Consider the following 15,512-nt stretch of genomic DNA (forward strand, 5'->3'; position numbering starts at 1 on the left):
ACAGACGGGGTGATGGTGACCTGGGAGGGAAATTGATGACGATCCACTCTACATCCACGCGCCGTCAGGCGACCGAGCGGCGCGCATGGCTGCTTTCGGCGGCGGTCTCGGCGCTGGTGCTCGGCGCCGCGAGCGGCGCTCAAGCCCAAGACCAGCAGGGCGCGGCCGCTCCCAAGGATGACCCGACCGAGGTCGAGGAAGTCGTGGTGCGGGGCATCCGGGCCAGCCTCGAAAAAGGCCTGATGATCAAGCGCCAATCCAGTCAGGTCGTCGAATCGGTGGTGGCCGAGGACATCGGTAAATTGCCTGACAACAACGTCGTGGAGGCCCTGCAGCGGGTCGCCGGCGTGCAGGTGACCAATCGTTCCGGCGGCGAGGCGGCGGCGATCTCGATCCGGGGCATGCCGGATATCACCACCACCTGGAACGGCCGCAACGTCTTCACCGCCTCGGGCCGCCAATTCGCCCTGCAGGACATTCCGGCCAACCTGGTCAAGCGGATCGACGTCTACAAGACCCGCGCCGCCGAGCAGATCGAGACCGGCATCGCCGGCCAGGTCGACGTCGCCACGCGCCGCCCGTTCGACTTCAATGGCCCGGCCCTTTCCCTGGCGGCGCGAGGCATCTGGCACGAGCAGGCCGACAAGATTAATCCCAACCTCAGCGCCCTGGCGAGCAACCGCTGGCAGGTCGGGGCGGGCGAGGTCGGCGCCCTGCTTAGCGTCAGCTACGCTCGAACCAAGTTCCGCGATCAGAGCGTCACCGCGGGCGCCCTGGTGCCGTTCATGACCGCCACCCCGGCCGCCGGCTGGACCCCGCTGGAGCGCATCCAGCCCACGGACGGCCGCGCGCCCGGCCAGCAGCTGTGGGTTCCCGGTTCGAACAGCGGCCTGCCCAGCGCCGCTGGCTCGACCATGACCATCAACGGCGTGGCCACGCCCTATCTGCTGTCCCGTGACGCGGTGTTCGCCAGCGATTTCTATGGCGATCGCAAGCGCCCGGCCGTCAACCTGGCCCTGCAGTTCGCGCCGAACGACCGCTCGGAATACACGTTCGAATTCTTCTACGACGGCTACCGCAACACCACGTTCAACAGCCTGCTGTTCTCGTTCGTCGACTGGTGGGGCGACCTGGGCGCCAATCCGGCCTCGAGCTACACGCTGTATCCCGGCACAAACATCATCAAGTCGCGCACCGTGGGCTCGGTCTACGGCTTCAACAGCGGCGACCTGACCAGCGCCAAGACCGACAGCTACGTCTACGCCCTGAACGGAAAGTGGGACATCGGCGACCGGCTGCGGGTGACCGGCGACTTCTCGTACCAGAACAGCGAGTTCAGCTCGCAGTTCCTGGCCATGCGCACCGACCGCGTCGCCAACTCGATCTCGGTCGACTTCAACCCCGGCAACGGGGTGACGGCCTTCAAGTTCGACAACAACGCCCTGCTGACCGACCCGGCCCAGTGGAACGTCGCCCAGTTCTATGACAACGCCAATCGCAACAAGGGCGACGCGATCACCCTGTCGTTCGACGGCGTCTACGACGCTGAATGGGGGCCGCTGAAGACACTGAAGTTCGGTTATCGCTTCGACGACCGCGGCGCCTCCGAAGCCCAGCGGAACCAGGACGGCTTCCTGGGCCGTCCGCTCAGCACGCTGGATCCCGGTCTGCGGTTCACCAACAAGGACTTCTTCGACGGCCGCTCGGACGTGCCGACCTCGTGGGTGCTGGCCAACGGCTACTATCTGCGCGACCACGCCACCGAGATCCGGGCGCTCTACAAGACGGTCAATCCGAACTTCAGGACGACCGATCAGCTGCGGCTGTTCACGAACTTCAACATCGACGAGGCCACGACCGCCGCCTACGTCCAGGTCGACCTTGAGCACGACCTGTTCGGCCGTCCGCTGAAAGCCCAAGCCGGCCTGCGCTATGTCGATGTCGACACCGACATGGCGTTCAACGACCAGCTGACCGGCGCCCAGAAGCTGGCCTCGGCCAAGGTCGACGACCTGCTGCCCAGCTTCACGCTGCGCTACGACATCGCTGAGGACGTGACCCTGCGCTTCAACTACGGCAAGACCCTGCGGCGGCCAAACTTCACCGACCTGAACCCGAACTACAACCTGACCGGCGACCTGACCAATGTCGGCTACGGCTCGGGCTCGGGCGGCAATCCCGACCTGAAGGCCACCCGGGCCACCAACTACGACCTGACCGCAGAGTGGTATTTCTCGCGGGGCAGCGCCCTCTACGCCACGGCCTTCCGCCGCGAGATCGACGGGTTGGTGGTGCCGCTGCGCCGCCTGCAGACCATCCCCAACAGCGGCCAGAACACCAACTCGTTCGTGATCAGCCAGCCGGTCAACGCGTCGGATGGCGTGCTCAAGGGCCTGGAGGTCGGCCTGATCTACTTCCCGGACTACCTGCCCGGCGTGCTCAAGGGCCTGGGCGTCCAGGGCAGCCTGACCAAGCTGAAGTCGTCGCAGAACGTCCCGCTGACCAACGCGGCCGGCGACATCATCGGCGAGCAGGAGACCTCGTTCTTCGGCGTCTCGGACCTCTCCTACAACGTCACCCTGGCCTACGAGCGCGGCCCGATCGGCGCGCGCCTGTCCTATGTCTGGCGCGACGACTTCCTCAACAACAACGAGGCCGCGCTGTTCGCCAACCCGATCGGCATCTGGCGCAAGCCGGAGAAAAGCCTGGACTTCCAGCTGAGCTACCAGATCCGCGACAAGATCTCCGTGACTTTCGACGCGGTGAACCTGACCGACGAGCTGAGCCAGTCCTATTACGCCTTCGGCGACGCGGGCGGTCCCAAGACCGACAACTTCGGCTCGACCATCCTGAGCCGGACCTTCGCGGTCGGCCTGCGCTACTCGTTCAACTAGGTGCGCGCGCCCGGCGGCTGGGCCGCCGGGCGACGTTCAAGCCCGAGGGCCGCGCGATGCTGACCCGCCGAAATGCGCTAGCCGGGGCCCTCGGCGCGACCGCCGTCGCCGCCACCGCGCCGGTCGCCTATCCGGCCGCCGCCGCCGGCCTCGACGACCGAATGACCGGCGACCTGGCGCCCGTCCACGATCCCTGCATCATCCGGCAAGGCGGAACCTATCATCTGTTCTGCACCAGCCAGGCCAACCAGAAGCCCGGCCTGATCCACTGGCGCACCTCGCCCGATCTTGTGAGCTGGACCCTGGTCGGCGCGGTCATGCCAACCCTGCCCGACTGGGCGCAGCGCGAGGTTCCGGGCGTGCGCGGGGCCTGGGCGCCGGACATCAGCCTGATCAACGGCCGCTACCACCTCTATTACGCGCTCTCGACGTTCGGGAAGAACCGCTCGGCCATCGCCCTCCAGACCACCGCGACCCTGGACCGGGCCGACCCGGCCTTCGGCTGGCGCGACGAGGGCGTCGTCTTCGCGTCCGGACCGGGCGACGACTTCAACGCCATCGACCCCAACATTGTCGCCACGGGCGATGGCCGCGTCTGGATGAGCTTCGGCAGCTTCTGGTCGGGCCTCAAGCTGGTCGAGATCGATCCGACGACCAGCAAGCCCAGGCCCGGCGCGACCCCGGCGGCGATCGCCGCCCGGCCCCGCCCCGGCGCGATCGAGGCGCCCTGCATCGTCGAGCGCGACGGCTGGTTCTACCTGTTCGCCTCGTTCGACTTCTGCTGCCGGGGCGCCGACAGCACCTACTACACCGTGGTCGGCCGCGCGAAGGCCGTGGCGGGCCCCTATGTCGACCGCGACGGCAAGGCGATGATGAAGGGGGGTGGCTTCATCGTGCTGCACGCCGACCTGGATCCGGCCAGGCGCTTCAAGGGGCCGGGCCACGTCGCGGTGCTGCGCGACGCAGGCCGCGAGCACATCGTCTACCACGCCTACGACGCCCGGAAGGGCGGCGTCCCCACCCTGCGCATCCAGCCCCTGGGCTGGACCGACGACGGGTGGCCGGTGGCCCTCTGAATCCTTCTCCCGCATGGACCTGGCCCGATCTGGGACGGGCGTTCGCCCTTTCCGCCGAGCTTCGATTGCACAGGCTCCAATTGTCGGACTATATGATCGCCAAGCGCCATACAGAGCCGCTCGCGATCGTTGGAACGAGGAACCCCATGAAGACTTCAGGCCGCAAACTGACCGGCGCCCTCCTGGCCGCCACCGCCATCGCCCTTCCGGCGGGAGCCTTCGCGGCCGACTACGCCCGCGCCCCGTTCGGCAAGACGCCCGACGGCGCCGAGGTCGAGGCCATAACCCTGACCAATGGCAAGGGCGTCAGCGCCACGGTGATCACCTACGGCGCCACCCTGCAGTCGCTGGTCGCGCCGGGCCGCGACGGGACCAAGGCCGACATCGCCCTGGGCTTCAAGGACGCCGAGGCCTACGCCAAGAACGCCAGCTATTTCGGGGCCTCGGTCGGCCGGTTCGCCAACCGCATCGGCAAGGGCCGCTTCACCCTGGACGGCAAGACCTACCAACTGGCCCTGAACAACAACGGCGTGGCCGCCCTGCACGGCGGGCCCAAGGGCTTCGACAAGCAGGTCTGGAAGGTCGCCGACGTCAAGCGCGGCCCGGTCGCCTCGGTCACCTTCACCTATGTCAGCCCCGACGGCGAGGAAGGCTATCCCGGAACCCTGACCGCCACGGCGACCTACGCCCTGGACGAAGCGAACCAGCTGACGATCACCTACGGCGCCACCACCGACAAGCCGACCATCGTCAACCTGACCAACCACGCCCTGTTCAACGTCGCGGGCGAAGGCTCGGCCGACGGGGCGATGGGCAATGTGCTGACCCTGGCGTCCGACGGCTACACGCCGGTCGACGCCGAGCTGATCCCGACCGGCCAGATCACGCCCGTGGCCGGCACGCCGTTCGATTTCCGCAAGCCCCAGGTGATCGGCGACCGCGTCCGCGACGCCAGCGATCCGCAGATGGTCATCGGCCGCGGCTACGACCACAACATGGTGCTGACCGGCAAGGCTGGCGGCGCCCCGCGCTTGGCCGCGCGCCTGGCCGACCCCAAGAGCGGCCGGGTGCTGGAGATCCTCAGCGACCAGCCGGGCATCCAGTTCTACAGCGGCAACTTCATCGACGGCACCACGGTCAGCAAGAGCGGCAAGATCTATCGCCAGGGCGACGGCATCGCCCTGGAGCCGCAGCACTTCCCCGACGCCCCCAACAAGCCGGCCTTCGCGTCGGTGCGGCTGGACCCGGGCCAGAAGTACAGCAACGTCATGATCTTCAAGCTGACGACCGACAAGAAATAGAGCGGCCTTGCCGGACGGCGGAGAAGTCTGTTCCCATCCCCGCATGGCGACAGGCTTCTCCATCCGCCCCGTCCGCGCCGCCGGCGACCTGGCGGCGGTCGTCGCGCTGTTCGAGGCCTATGTCGCCACCCTGGCCGTCGATCTGGGCTACCAGGACTTCAGCCGTGAACTGGCCGGCCTGCCCGGCCAGTACGCTCCGCCGAAGGGCGAGCTGCTGCTGGCGCGCAACGCCGCCGGCGCGCCGCTGGGCTGCGTGGGCCTGCGCCCGATCCCGCCCGACGGCTGCTGCGAGATGAAGCGCCTCTATCTTTCGCCGGCCGCGCGGGGTCTGGGGCTGGGCAAGGCCTTGGCTCAGGCGGTGATCCAGGCGGCCCGCGCCCTCGGCTACGACGAGCTTCGGCTGGACACCCTGCCCAGCATGACCACCGCCATGCGGCTCTACGACACCCTGGGCTTCGAACGCACCGGCCCCTACTACGCGCCGACGCCGGACGGCACGGTGTTCATGCGGTTGAGGCTGCGCCTCCCGGGAACGACGCCGGACTGATCCCGGGAAACCGGCGCCCAGGCCGGATGCACCGGCCGTGCCGCGAAATAAATCGCATCCGATTTAATCGACAGACTTGACGATGCGGGAGGTCACGCCCAGTTAACTCGTATCCGATTAAAACGGATACGAGTTAACATGACATTGAAAGGAGATTTCCCATGACCGCCAAGGTTCTCTTCACCGGCAAGACCCACATCACGGCCGGCCGCGACGGCGCGGCGCGCAGCAGCGACGGCTTCCTGGACATCAAGCTGGCGCAACCTCACCCCGCCGCTGAAAACCTGTTCGGCGCCGCCTGGTCGGCCTGCTACATCGGCGCCCTCCAGCTGGCCGCCGGCCAACAGAAGGTGACGCTGCCGGTCGAGCCCTCGGTCGACGCCGAGATCGACCTGGTCAACGACGCCGGCGCCTTCTTCCTGCGCGCCCGCCTCGACGTCAGCCTGCCGGGCGTCGACCGCGAGACGGCCCAGCGCCTGATCGAGGCGGCGCATGGGATCTGCCCCTATTCCAAGGCGGTCCACGGCAATATCGACGTCACCACCACCCTTGCTTGACCGAGGCGACCGGGCCTGCCCCCGCGACCGGGGCAGGCCCAACCTCCCAGGCGTGCCCTTCAGGCGCGCTTCTTCGGCGCCTTCCGCGTCGAGACGTTCAGCGCCACGGCGGCGCGGATCAGCGCCTTGAACGCCGCCTCGTCGATCGCCTCGCCCTGGCGGAAGTCGATGGCCCGCCGGGTGGCCCCTTCCAGGCTGGAATTGAACAGACCCGAGGGATCCTCCACCGACGCGCCCTTGGCGAACGTCGTCTTCACGGCGGCCTTGTAGGTCTCGCCGGTGCAGACGATGCCGTCGTGGGACCAGACCGGAATCCCCCATTTCCACTCCTCGACCACGTCTGGGTCGGCCTCGCGGATCAGCTCACGGATCCGGGCCAGGGTCTCGCCGCGCCAGTCGTCCAGCGCCGCGATGGCCTTGTCGATCAGTTCGGAAGGCGGCCCTTCCGGCGTCCCGCCCATGGTCTTCTTCATAGTTGTCTCACCTTGTACTGGCGGCTCACATGCGTTCACCGGGCAATTGGCTGGCCTGTCTCACCCAGTCGGTGAAACGGGCCTCGTCGATCGTGTCGTCCTCGTGGACGTGGAAATAGCGCACATCCTTCTGCTTGGAGGCGACCGGCGGCGGGGGCTGCAGCGCCGCGCCCCGGAAGAAGGCCACCTTGACGTACTTCGCGTAGCAGTGGACGGCGAGGAACCAGCTCTTCTCCTCGACGCCATAGAACGGCGAGTTCCATTTCACCGCCTTGCGCACCCCGGGAACCGCGCCTTCGATCAGGGCGTCGAGCCTGCGCCCGACCTGGCTTTTCCAGCCCGGCATGGCCGCGATATAGGCCTGCACCGGCGCGTCGCCGTGGCCCTTGGCGATCTGGGGATTGCCGCCCGACAGCAGTTTAGGCTCGGACCGCTCCTCGGCCACGGTGCGTCCTCCTACCCGTTCGCCCGTCCGCGCCCCTTGGCGACATAGGGCAGCACGAACATGTACAGGCCGCTGACCAGCAGCAGGATCAGCGGAACCAGGGCGAACAGGCCGACCCAGTATGGAGGCTGGCCCTGGGTCATGACGATCATGTAGCCGATGACGCCGGCCGTGAAGAGGATGGACAGCCAGCGATGGATCTGGCGGATGAGGGCGCTCAAGGGACTCTCCTTCTGAAGATGGGCCTTGTGAAGACAGGCGGGAGGCCGCGGCTCAGTCCAGCCGGTCCAGGACCTGGTCCAGCGCGCCCAGGAACGACTTCCAACCAGCGTGAGCGCCGCCGTAGGCCTGCTTCTGGTCGGGATGGAAACCGGCCTGCTCCACGCGCAGGCGCGTGCCCGTGCTAGTCGGGGTCAGGGTGAAGGTCACCACGCTCTGGAGGTTGTAGGCCGCGTCCTCGTGCGCGTGGTTCCAGGTGTAGGACAGGATCCTGTGAGGCTCGACGGCCAGGACCTCGCAGTCCAGCACCCCGCCCCACTCGCCGCGCAGTTGGAAGCCGTGGCCCACCACGGGCTTGAAGTCGTTCTTCATCAGCCATTCCTCCATCAGGTGCGGCTGGGTCAGGGCGCGCCAGAGCTTTTCGGGCGGATGAGCGATGTCGCGTTCGACGACGACGGAACGGGTTTGCGTCGCGGTGCTGGTCATTGGTCCATCCTGTTGAGCAGGTCTTCGAGGCTGTCGAACCGGGTCTCCCAGAACCCGGCCATGCGGCTTGTCCAGTCCACCAACGGGGCCAGGGCGTTCAGCTGGGCGCTGTAGTGCGTCTGGCGGCCTTCATGACGATCGCTGACGAGGCCGGCCTGCTTGAGCACACCCAGATGCTTGGAGACCGCCGGCTGCGAGACCCCCGCGACGGCCGTCAGGGCCCCGACGGTCTGCTCGCCGTCGCGGCACAGCCGCTCGAAGATCCCCCGCCGGGTGGGATCGGCGAGCGTCCTGAAGAGCACGTCGTGAGCGTCGGTCATGGGAACTAATAACCCGTTGGCTATGAATTACTCATAACTACGAAGTTATGAATTGGTCAAGATCGCTCGTGAAAAATCTCAAAGTCGGCGGGCGACCGACGTCATCGGCTTGACGTCGATGGGAGCGGTATCATCTAAGACCCCTTCAACGACGACACGAAGGACCGCGCCATGACCATCACCGGAGAACTTCTGATCGACGGCGGCGCCCGCGCCGGAGCCGGTGGCGCGATCCATGCGGTCGATCCCAGCACCGGCGACACGCTGGACGTGACCTTCGGCGGCGCGACCAAAGCCGACCTGGACGAGGCCGCCGCCCTGGCGGCGGCGGCCTTCGGCCCGTACCGCGCCACCTCGCCCGAGCAGCGCGCGGTGTTCCTGGAAACCATCGCCGCCAAGATCGAGGCGATCGGCGACGCCCTGATCGTCCGCGCCATGGCCGAGACCGGCCTGCCCCGCGCGCGTCTGGAAGGCGAGCGTGGCCGCACCATGGGCCAATTGAAGATGTTCGCCGGCGTGCTGCGCGACGGCGGCTGGCTGGAGGCCCGCATCGACCCGGCCCAGCCGGGCCGTACGCCGCTGCCGCGTCCAGACCTGCGCCTGCGCAACGTGCCGCTGGGCCCGGTGGCGGTGTTCGGCGCATCGAACTTCCCGCTGGCCTTCTCGGTGGCCGGCGGCGACACCGCCTCGGCCCTGGCGGCCGGCTGTCCCGTGGTGGTCAAGGCCCACCCGGCCCATCCGGGCACCTCCGAGCTGGTCGGCCGCGCCGTCCAGGAGGCCGTCAAGGCCTGCGGCCTGCCCTCGGGCGTCTTCGCCCTGCTGCACGACGCCGGGATCGAGATCTCGCAAGGCCTGGTCGCCGATGCCCGCATCAAGGCCGCCGGCTTCACCGGATCGCGCCGCGCCGGCCTGGCCCTTACAGCCATCGCCCAGGGCCGTCCCGAGCCGATCCCGTTCTACGCCGAGATGAGCAGCATCAACCCGGTCCTGCTGCTGCCCGCCGCCCTGAAGGCCCGCGGCCCGGCCATCGCCCCCGACTTCGTCGCCGCCCTGACCCAGGGCGCCGGCCAGTTCTGCACCAATCCCGGCCTGATCCTGGGCATCGACGGCCCCGAGCTGGACGCCTTCCTGGCGGCCACCGCCGAGGTCATCACCAAGGCCCCGGCCGGCCAGATGCTGACCCCCGGCATCTGCAAGGCCTATGCCGGCGGCGTGAAGGCCCTGGCCGAGACGGCGGGCGTCACCGAGGTGGCCCACGGCCTTGAGGGCGGTCATGGCCAGGGCCGCGCGACCCTGTTCTCGGTGGACGCCGCGACCTTCCTGGCCACCCCGCACCTGCAGGACGAGGTGTTCGGCGCCGCCTCGCTGGTGGTCCGCGCCAAGGACCTGGCCCAGTTGACCCAGGTCCTGGCCGCCCTGGAAGGCCAGCTGACCATCGCTGTGCACATGGACGATGCCGACACCGACCTAGCCCGCGCCCTGCTGCCGACCTTGGAGCTGAAGGCCGGCCGCGTGCTGGTCAACGGCTTCGGCACCGGCGTCGAGGTGGGCCACGCCATGGTCCACGGCGGCCCGTTCCCGTCGACCTCCGACAGCCGCACCACCTCGGTCGGCTCGCTGGCGATCTTCCGTTTCCTGCGTCCGGTCAGCTACCAGAACCTGCCAGCCGCCCTGCTGCCGGCCGAGCTGCAGGACGCCAACCCGCTGGGCATCGCGCGCCGGGTGGATGGCAAGGTCGTGCTGGCTTAAGCGCCGGTCGTTCTAAGACCCTCCCCCTGTGGGGGAGGTGTCGGCGAAGCCGACGGTGGGGGGAGTGATCGGCAGGCCGCCGGCCCCGGATCGATGATCCTAAAACTCCCCCCACCGGCCTTCGGCCGCCTCCCCCACTGGGAGAGGACCTGAATTAGCTCACCCCGTACCCCCCGCCCCCCGGCGTCTCGATCACGATCGAATCCCCCGCCGCGACGTCCACGGCGTCGGTCGCGCCCAACGCCTGCACCGAGCCGTCCGCCCGCTCGACCCGAGCCGCGCCCAGCCTCCCGACGCCACCGCCCGCCAGACCGAACGGCGCCACTCGTCGCCGGTTGGACAGCAGGGTCGCCGTCATCGGCTCGCGAAAGCCGATCCGCCGCACCACCCCGTCCCCACCGCGATGCGCGCCCGCCCCGCCCGAGCCGCGCCGGATCGAGAACGCCTCGACCAGCACCGGATAGCGGCTCTCCAGCACCTCCGGATCGGTCAGGCGGCTGTTGGTCATGTGGGTCTGGACCGCGTCGGCGCCGTCGAAGCCGGGCCCAGCCCCGGCCCCGCCGCAGATGGTCTCGTAGTACTGCCGCCGGTCGTCGCCGAAGGTGAAGTTGTTCATGGTGCCCTGGGCCGCCGCCATCACGCCCAGCGCGCCGTACAAGGCGTCGACCACCACCTGGCTGGTCTCGACATTGCCGGCCACCACCGCCGCCGGATAGCGCGGGCGCAGCATCGAGCCCTCGGGGATCACCAGCTCGACCGGTCGCAGGCAGCCGTCGTTCATCGGGATCTCGTCATCGACCAGGGTGCGGAACACATAGAGCGCCGCCGCCCGGCAGATCGAGGCCGGGGCGTTGAAATTGGTCGGGACCTGGTCGCTGGTGCCGGTGAAGTCGACCCGCGCCGTGCGGGCCTCGCGGTCGACGGTGATCGCCACCCTGACCACCGAGCCGTCGTCCAGTTCATAGGCGAAGGCGCCGTCCGCCAAGGTCGCCAGCACCCGCCGCACGGCCTCCTCGGCGTTGTCCTGCACGTGGGCCATATAGGCCTCGACCACGTCCTGGCCGAACTCGGCGACGAGGCCGGTCAGGCTCTCGGCCCCGCGCGCGCAGGCGGCCACCTGGGCCTTGAGGTCGCCGATGTTCTGGTCGGGATTGCGGGCCGGCCACTTGCCCGAGGCCAGCAGGGCCCGGACCTCCGCCTCACGGAACCGCCCGCCCTCGACCAGCAGAAAGTTCTCGATCAGCACCCCCTCCTCCTCGACCGTCCGGCTGCCCGGCGGCATCGAGCCGGGCGTGATTCCGCCGATGTCGCCCTGGTGGCCGCGGGCGGCGACGTAGAAGGTCAGGGCCCCGGCCGCGTCGAACACCGGCATCACCACCGTCACGTCCGGCAGATGGGTGCCGCCATTGTAGGGGGCGTTGAGCATGTAGACATCGCCGGGCAAAAGACCCCGGCCGTCGTGCAGGCGCCCGTCGCGGATCGCCCGCACGCTGTCGCCCATCGAGCCCAGGTGCACGGGCATGTGCGGAGCGTTGGCGATCAGGTTCCCGTCGCGGTCGAACAGGGCGCAGGAGAAGTCGAGCCGCTCCTTGATATTGACCGAATAGGCGGTGTTCTGCAGGGCGAAGCCCATCTCCTCGGCCACGGCCATGAACAGGTTGTTGAACACCTCCAGCATCACCGGATCGGCCCCGGTCCCGGCCGCCTGGCGCGGGGCCAGGGCGGCGACGCGATCGACGATCAGGTTCAGGTGGCGGTCGACGGTCGCCCGCCAGCCCGGCTCGATCACCGTGGTGCCGGTCTCCTCGCGGACGATGGCGGGGCCGGTCACCTCGCCGCCGATCGGCAAGGCGGCGCGGTCGAAGACCGGCGCCGCGTGCTCGGCGCCGGCCATACGGGTGGTCAGGATCGCCAGCGGTTCAGGCCTGGTCTCCGCGCCGCGCCCCAGGTCGGGCGCCTCGCCGGCGTCGGCGTGTCCGACGGCCTCCACGGCCAGGGCCTCGACCACCAACGCCGTACCCGGCGAGACGAAGCCGAACCGCCGCTGGTGCAGGGTCTCGAAGGCCTCCCGCACCGTCCTCGCGTCGCCCAGCGGCACGCGCAACGGGGTGTCGGTCCCGGCGTACTTGACCAGCAGGCTGGCGATCGTCTCGACGCGGATCAGCGGCGCGTTCTGGACCAGCAGCGCCGCCTTCGCCTCGTCGGCCAAGGCGGCGGCGCGCGCGGCGAGGCCGTCGGCGGCCTGGACCAGCGGCTGCTCCACCGTCGCTTCGCGCAGGGTCCGCAGGTCGGCCAGGCCCATGCCATAGGCGCTGAGCACTCCGGCGAACGGGTGGATCATCACCTCGGTCATGCCCAGGGCGTCGGCCACCAGGCAGGCGTGCTGGCCGCCCGCCCCGCCGAAACAGGCCAGGACATAGCGGGTGACGTCGTAGCCGCGCTGGATCGAGATCTGCCGCACGGCCTTGGCCATGTTCTCCACGGCGATGGTCACGAAGCCCTCGGCGACCTCGACCGGGGTCATGGCCTTGCCGGTGGCCATCAGGATCTCGGCCGCCAGCGCCTCGAACTTCGCCACGACGACGTCGCGGTCCAGCGGCTGGTCGGCGTTCGGGCCGAACACCGCCGGGAAGAAGTCCGGCGACAGCTTGCCCAGCATGACGTTGCAGTCGGTCACCGTCAGCGGGCCGCCGCGCCGGTAGCAGGCCGGGCCGGGGTTGGCGCCGGCGGACGCCGGCCCGACCCGGAACCGCGCGCCGTCGAACGAACAGATCGAACCGCCGCCGGCCGCCACGGTATGGATGTTCATCATCGGCGCGCGCATCCGCACCCCGGCCACCACGGTCTCGTAGGCCCGCTCGTACTCGCCGGCGAAATGGCAAACGTCGGTGGAGGTGCCGCCCATGTCGAAGCCGATCACCCGCTCAAACCCGGCCTGGGCCGCCGTCCTGGCCATGCCCACGACGCCACCAGCCGGACCGGACAGGATCGCGTCCTTGCCCCGGAAGGCGTGGGCGTCGGTCAGCCCGCCGTTGCTCTGCATGAACAGCAGCCGGGTCTCGCGCCCCAGAGCGTCTGCGACCTTGTCGACATAGCGGCGCAGGATCGGCGACAGGTAGGCGTCGACCACGGTGGTGTCGCCGCGCCCGACCAGCTTCATCAGGGGGCTGACCTCGTGGCTGACCGACACCTGGGTGAAGCCCACCGCCCGGGCGATCGCCGCGACCCGCGCCTCGTGGTCGGTGAAGCGGAAACCGTGCATCAGCACGATGGCCACGGCCCGAAAGCCGTCGTCGAAGGCGGCCTGCAGGCCGGCCCGGGCGGCGGCCTCGTCCAGCGGACGCAGCACCGAGCCCTCGACGCTGATCCGTTCGTCGATCTCGACCACGCGGGTGTAGAGGGCTTCGGGCTTGACGATATGGCGGTCGAACAGCCTGGGCCGCGCCTGGTAGCCGATGCGCAGGGCGTCGGCGTGGCCCTTGGTGATGGCCAGGACCGTGGGCTCGCCCTGGCGCTCGAGCAGGGCGTTGGTGGCCACCGTGGTGCCCATCTTGACCGCGTCGATGGCGCCCGCGCCGCCGAGCAGGGCCCGCACCCCGGCCACGGCCGCGTCGTCATACTGCTCGGGGTTTTCCGACAGCAGCTTGTGGGTCAGCAGGGACCCGTCGGGGCGTCGCGCGACGATGTCGGTGAACGTGCCGCCGCGGTCGATCCAGAACTCCCAGCCGCGCTCGGTCATCAAGGTCCCCTTTGCCGGCGACTGTTTTGGCGGCGTTGCGCGGCCGCATCAAGCGCCGGCTTCCTAACCCCTGAAAGCCTCGATCCCGGCCCAGACGCCCAGGCCCAGGAAGATCAGGGCCGCCCCCAGGCGCACATATTTCAGCGGCACGATCCTGGTCGCCGCCTCGCCCAGATAAACGGCGGGGATGTTGGCGGCCATCATGCCCAGGGTGGTGCCGGCCGCGACCCGGAGCACGTCGTGGAAGCGCGCGCCCAGGGCCACGGTGGCGATCTGGGTCTTGTCGCCCATCTCGACCAGGAAGAAGGCGATGGTGGTGGTCAGGAACACGCCGTAACGGCCCGCGCCGCCGGCCAGGTCGTCGTCGGCCTTGTCCGGGATCAGGGCCCAGGCGGCCATGGCGACGAACGAGACCGCTATGGCCCACTTGAACCAGGCGCCGTCGAACAGGCCCGAGACCAGCGAGCCGGCCAGGGCCGCCAGGGCGTGGTTGGCCAGGGTGGCGACCAGTATGCCCAGGATGATCGGCATGGGCTTCTTGAAGCGGGTGGCCAGGATGATGGCCAGCAGCTGGGTCTTGTCGCCGATCTCGGCGATGGCCACCACGAGGGCCGAAACGAGCAGGGAGTCCATGGATCAAGAACCGTCCGGGCCGAGCGCATGCCAATAGCGTCGGAAACCCCGCCCAGCCCGGAACGGAAACCGACGCCATTGGTCTCGCCGCGGAAGCTGCTGCTTCCTTCACCCGCGCCATGCCCCTTCCACTCAAGAAAGAAAGGCAAGTGTGTTGACGACGGGCCCCGCTGATCGGCGCGGGCGGCTACTCCCCAAAGGTGCGGGGTTGGTAGCGGCCCAGGCGGGTGGGGTCAAGTCGCGGCTGGGGACAGGCGCGGGCGCCTGTCCCCGTCCAGTCAGGTCGCCGCCGGCGGATCGAACCGCATCGCGTGGATCGACACCCGCACCTTGCCGCCGGTGAAGGCGCCGCCGGCCGCCGTGATCACCACCGGCGTGTCGGCATAGTAGGCCGTCGGGCCGATCACCCCGACATTGCTGGCGTTCTTGGCCACGCCCAGGGACGCGCCGAACTTGCCCGCCTCGCCGGCCACGCCGCAGCTGTAGGAGGTCGCCCCGGTGATCGCCGCGCTGGTGCGGGTCGAGACGCCCAGCACGATGGCCCGGCCGGGGATGGTCACCGTGGTGGCGACCGAGGCGCCCGACAGAGCCACCTCCTGCTCGAGGATCTCGAACCGCGTGGCGGCGAAGAACGGCGAGCGGGCGGCGGTCAGGGCCTTGAAGGTCGAGGACAGCGGGGTCCAGTTCTCGCCGTCATGGATCAGGGCCAGACCCTCGTCGATGATCCAGGCCAGCCAGCCGGCCTTGGGCGTCAGGGCCTCCCAGGCGCCGTCGACATAGCGGGCCAACAGACCGGCGGCCTTGTCGAACCACGAGGCGCCGGTCGCTCCCGTCGGCAGGATATGCATCGCCCCGTCGGCGGGAGAGGCCGGCTGGGCGGTGGTCGTGCGGCTCTGGACCGCCAGCTGGACCAGGCCGTCCAGCTTGCCGAGGGCCTCGTTGACGGTGATGTGCTTCTGGGCCTGGCCGGCCGCCACGAAGGGCAGCGACAGGCGGGGCGTCGTATCGTTGGACATGGGAACTCCTGGAGGGTTTCGACGCCCCCAGTGTCGCCCCGCCGCGAGTCCCGGAGG

At 69.3% G+C, this 15,512-nt stretch carries 14 protein-coding genes; 6 read left to right on the forward strand and 8 right to left on the reverse strand.

The genetic code is table 11. The annotated features are described in order from the left end of the window. Nucleotides 1-35 precede the first annotated feature (35 nt). The 5 genes from AC07NX_RS01375 (at nucleotide 36) to AC07NX_RS01395 (ending at nucleotide 6,375) form a co-directional block, all read left to right on the forward strand. On the forward strand, nucleotides 36-2,894 hold the full coding sequence (locus AC07NX_RS01375) for a TonB-dependent receptor (RefSeq protein WP_494638427.1): 2,859 nt from the start codon (nucleotides 36-38) through the stop codon (nucleotides 2,892-2,894). A gap of 56 nt (nucleotides 2,895-2,950) precedes the next feature. Then, complete coding sequence (locus AC07NX_RS01380; protein ID WP_494638429.1) at nucleotides 2,951-3,970, forward strand: arabinan endo-1,5-alpha-L-arabinosidase; 1,020 nt, start codon at nucleotides 2,951-2,953, stop codon at nucleotides 3,968-3,970. Nucleotides 3,971-4,116: 146 nt separating this feature from the next. Next, nucleotides 4,117-5,271, forward strand: a complete 1,155-nt coding sequence (locus AC07NX_RS01385; protein ID WP_494638431.1) for an aldose epimerase family protein — start codon at nucleotides 4,117-4,119, stop codon at nucleotides 5,269-5,271. Nucleotides 5,272-5,314: 43 nt separating this feature from the next. Next, nucleotides 5,315-5,818 (forward strand): GNAT family N-acetyltransferase, encoded by a 504-nt coding sequence (locus AC07NX_RS01390; protein ID WP_494638433.1) that lies wholly within the window; start codon nucleotides 5,315-5,317, stop codon nucleotides 5,816-5,818. 161 nt (nucleotides 5,819-5,979) lie between these two features. Next, a complete protein-coding gene (locus tag AC07NX_RS01395) occupies nucleotides 5,980-6,375 on the forward strand; it encodes an Ohr family peroxiredoxin (protein WP_494638435.1) in 396 nt (131 codons plus the stop codon). A gap of 59 nt (nucleotides 6,376-6,434) precedes the next feature. Here AC07NX_RS01395 and AC07NX_RS01400 read toward each other — a convergent pair whose 3' ends face one another. Genes AC07NX_RS01400 through AC07NX_RS01420 form a run of 5 tightly spaced genes read right to left on the reverse strand, consistent with a single transcriptional unit; the run spans nucleotide 6,435 to nucleotide 8,318 of the window. Further along, nucleotides 6,435-6,848 carry a DUF1801 domain-containing protein gene (locus tag AC07NX_RS01400; protein ID WP_494638437.1) on the reverse strand — a complete coding sequence of 138 codons (414 nt, stop codon included), beginning with the start codon at nucleotides 6,846-6,848 and terminating at the stop codon, nucleotides 6,435-6,437. A gap of 25 nt (nucleotides 6,849-6,873) precedes the next feature. Continuing rightward, nucleotides 6,874-7,293: a DUF1801 domain-containing protein gene (locus AC07NX_RS01405; RefSeq protein ID WP_494638439.1), complete on the reverse strand. Its 420-nt coding sequence runs from the start codon at nucleotides 7,291-7,293 to the stop codon at nucleotides 6,874-6,876. 11 nt (nucleotides 7,294-7,304) lie between these two features. Then, entirely contained in the window at nucleotides 7,305-7,514 is a 210-nt protein-coding gene (locus tag AC07NX_RS01410) for a hypothetical protein (protein ID WP_494638441.1), read from the reverse strand. 52 nt (nucleotides 7,515-7,566) lie between these two features. Beyond that, nucleotides 7,567-7,998 carry an SRPBCC family protein gene (locus AC07NX_RS01415; RefSeq protein WP_494638442.1) on the reverse strand — a complete coding sequence of 144 codons (432 nt, stop codon included), beginning with the start codon at nucleotides 7,996-7,998 and terminating at the stop codon, nucleotides 7,567-7,569. Next, a complete protein-coding gene (locus tag AC07NX_RS01420) occupies nucleotides 7,995-8,318 on the reverse strand; it encodes an ArsR/SmtB family transcription factor (RefSeq protein WP_494638444.1) in 324 nt (107 codons plus the stop codon). The genes AC07NX_RS01415 and AC07NX_RS01420 overlap by 4 nt, the downstream gene beginning before the upstream one ends. Before the next feature lie 171 nt (nucleotides 8,319-8,489). On the opposite strand from AC07NX_RS01420, the gene AC07NX_RS01425 reads away from it, so the two are divergent. Next, complete coding sequence (locus tag AC07NX_RS01425) at nucleotides 8,490-10,067, forward strand: aldehyde dehydrogenase (NADP(+)) (protein ID WP_494638446.1); 1,578 nt, start codon at nucleotides 8,490-8,492, stop codon at nucleotides 10,065-10,067. 154 nt (nucleotides 10,068-10,221) lie between these two features. On the opposite strand, the gene AC07NX_RS01430 is transcribed toward AC07NX_RS01425, so the two are convergent. The 3 genes from AC07NX_RS01430 to AC07NX_RS01440 all read right to left on the reverse strand — a co-directional run bounded on the left by AC07NX_RS01430 (nucleotide 10,222) and on the right by AC07NX_RS01440 (nucleotide 15,455). Then, the gene (locus AC07NX_RS01430; protein ID WP_494638448.1) at nucleotides 10,222-13,806 is read right to left on the reverse strand and encodes a hydantoinase B/oxoprolinase family protein; all 3,585 of its coding nucleotides are present in this window, start codon (nucleotides 13,804-13,806) and stop codon (nucleotides 10,222-10,224) included. 63 nt (nucleotides 13,807-13,869) lie between these two features. Then, entirely contained in the window at nucleotides 13,870-14,439 is a 570-nt protein-coding gene (locus AC07NX_RS01435; protein ID WP_494638450.1) for a TMEM165/GDT1 family protein, read from the reverse strand. 278 nt (nucleotides 14,440-14,717) lie between these two features. Continuing rightward, on the reverse strand, nucleotides 14,718-15,455 hold the full coding sequence (locus AC07NX_RS01440; RefSeq protein WP_494638452.1) for a DUF2793 domain-containing protein: 738 nt from the start codon (nucleotides 15,453-15,455) through the stop codon (nucleotides 14,718-14,720). Nucleotides 15,456-15,512 lie beyond the last annotated feature (57 nt).

The sequence above is a fragment of the Caulobacter sp. GW821-FHT09A05 genome, assembly GCF_059418465.1.

Excerpts from the sequence above, each read along its gene's own strand:
- AC07NX_RS01425 (WP_494638446.1), top strand. The coding sequence starts at position 8,490 with ATGACCATCACCGGAGAACTTCTGATCGACGGCGGCGCCCGCGCCGGA.
- AC07NX_RS01390 (WP_494638433.1), top strand. The coding sequence starts at position 5,315 with ATGGCGACAGGCTTCTCCATCCGCCCCGTCCGCGCCGCCGGCGACCTG.
- AC07NX_RS01435 (WP_494638450.1), bottom strand. The coding sequence starts at position 14,439 with ATGGACTCCCTGCTCGTTTCGGCCCTCGTGGTGGCCATCGCCGAGATC.
- AC07NX_RS01395 (WP_494638435.1), top strand. The coding sequence starts at position 5,980 with ATGACCGCCAAGGTTCTCTTCACCGGCAAGACCCACATCACGGCCGGC.
- AC07NX_RS01400 (WP_494638437.1), bottom strand. The coding sequence starts at position 6,848 with ATGAAGAAGACCATGGGCGGGACGCCGGAAGGGCCGCCTTCCGAACTG.
- AC07NX_RS01415 (WP_494638442.1), bottom strand. The coding sequence starts at position 7,998 with ATGACCAGCACCGCGACGCAAACCCGTTCCGTCGTCGTCGAACGCGAC.
- AC07NX_RS01420 (WP_494638444.1), bottom strand. The coding sequence starts at position 8,318 with ATGACCGACGCTCACGACGTGCTCTTCAGGACGCTCGCCGATCCCACC.
- AC07NX_RS01380 (WP_494638429.1), top strand. The coding sequence starts at position 2,951 with ATGCTGACCCGCCGAAATGCGCTAGCCGGGGCCCTCGGCGCGACCGCC.
- AC07NX_RS01385 (WP_494638431.1), top strand. The coding sequence starts at position 4,117 with ATGAAGACTTCAGGCCGCAAACTGACCGGCGCCCTCCTGGCCGCCACC.
- AC07NX_RS01440 (WP_494638452.1), bottom strand. The coding sequence starts at position 15,455 with ATGTCCAACGATACGACGCCCCGCCTGTCGCTGCCCTTCGTGGCGGCC.
- AC07NX_RS01430 (WP_494638448.1), bottom strand. The coding sequence starts at position 13,806 with ATGACCGAGCGCGGCTGGGAGTTCTGGATCGACCGCGGCGGCACGTTC.
- AC07NX_RS01375 (WP_494638427.1), top strand. The coding sequence starts at position 36 with ATGACGATCCACTCTACATCCACGCGCCGTCAGGCGACCGAGCGGCGC.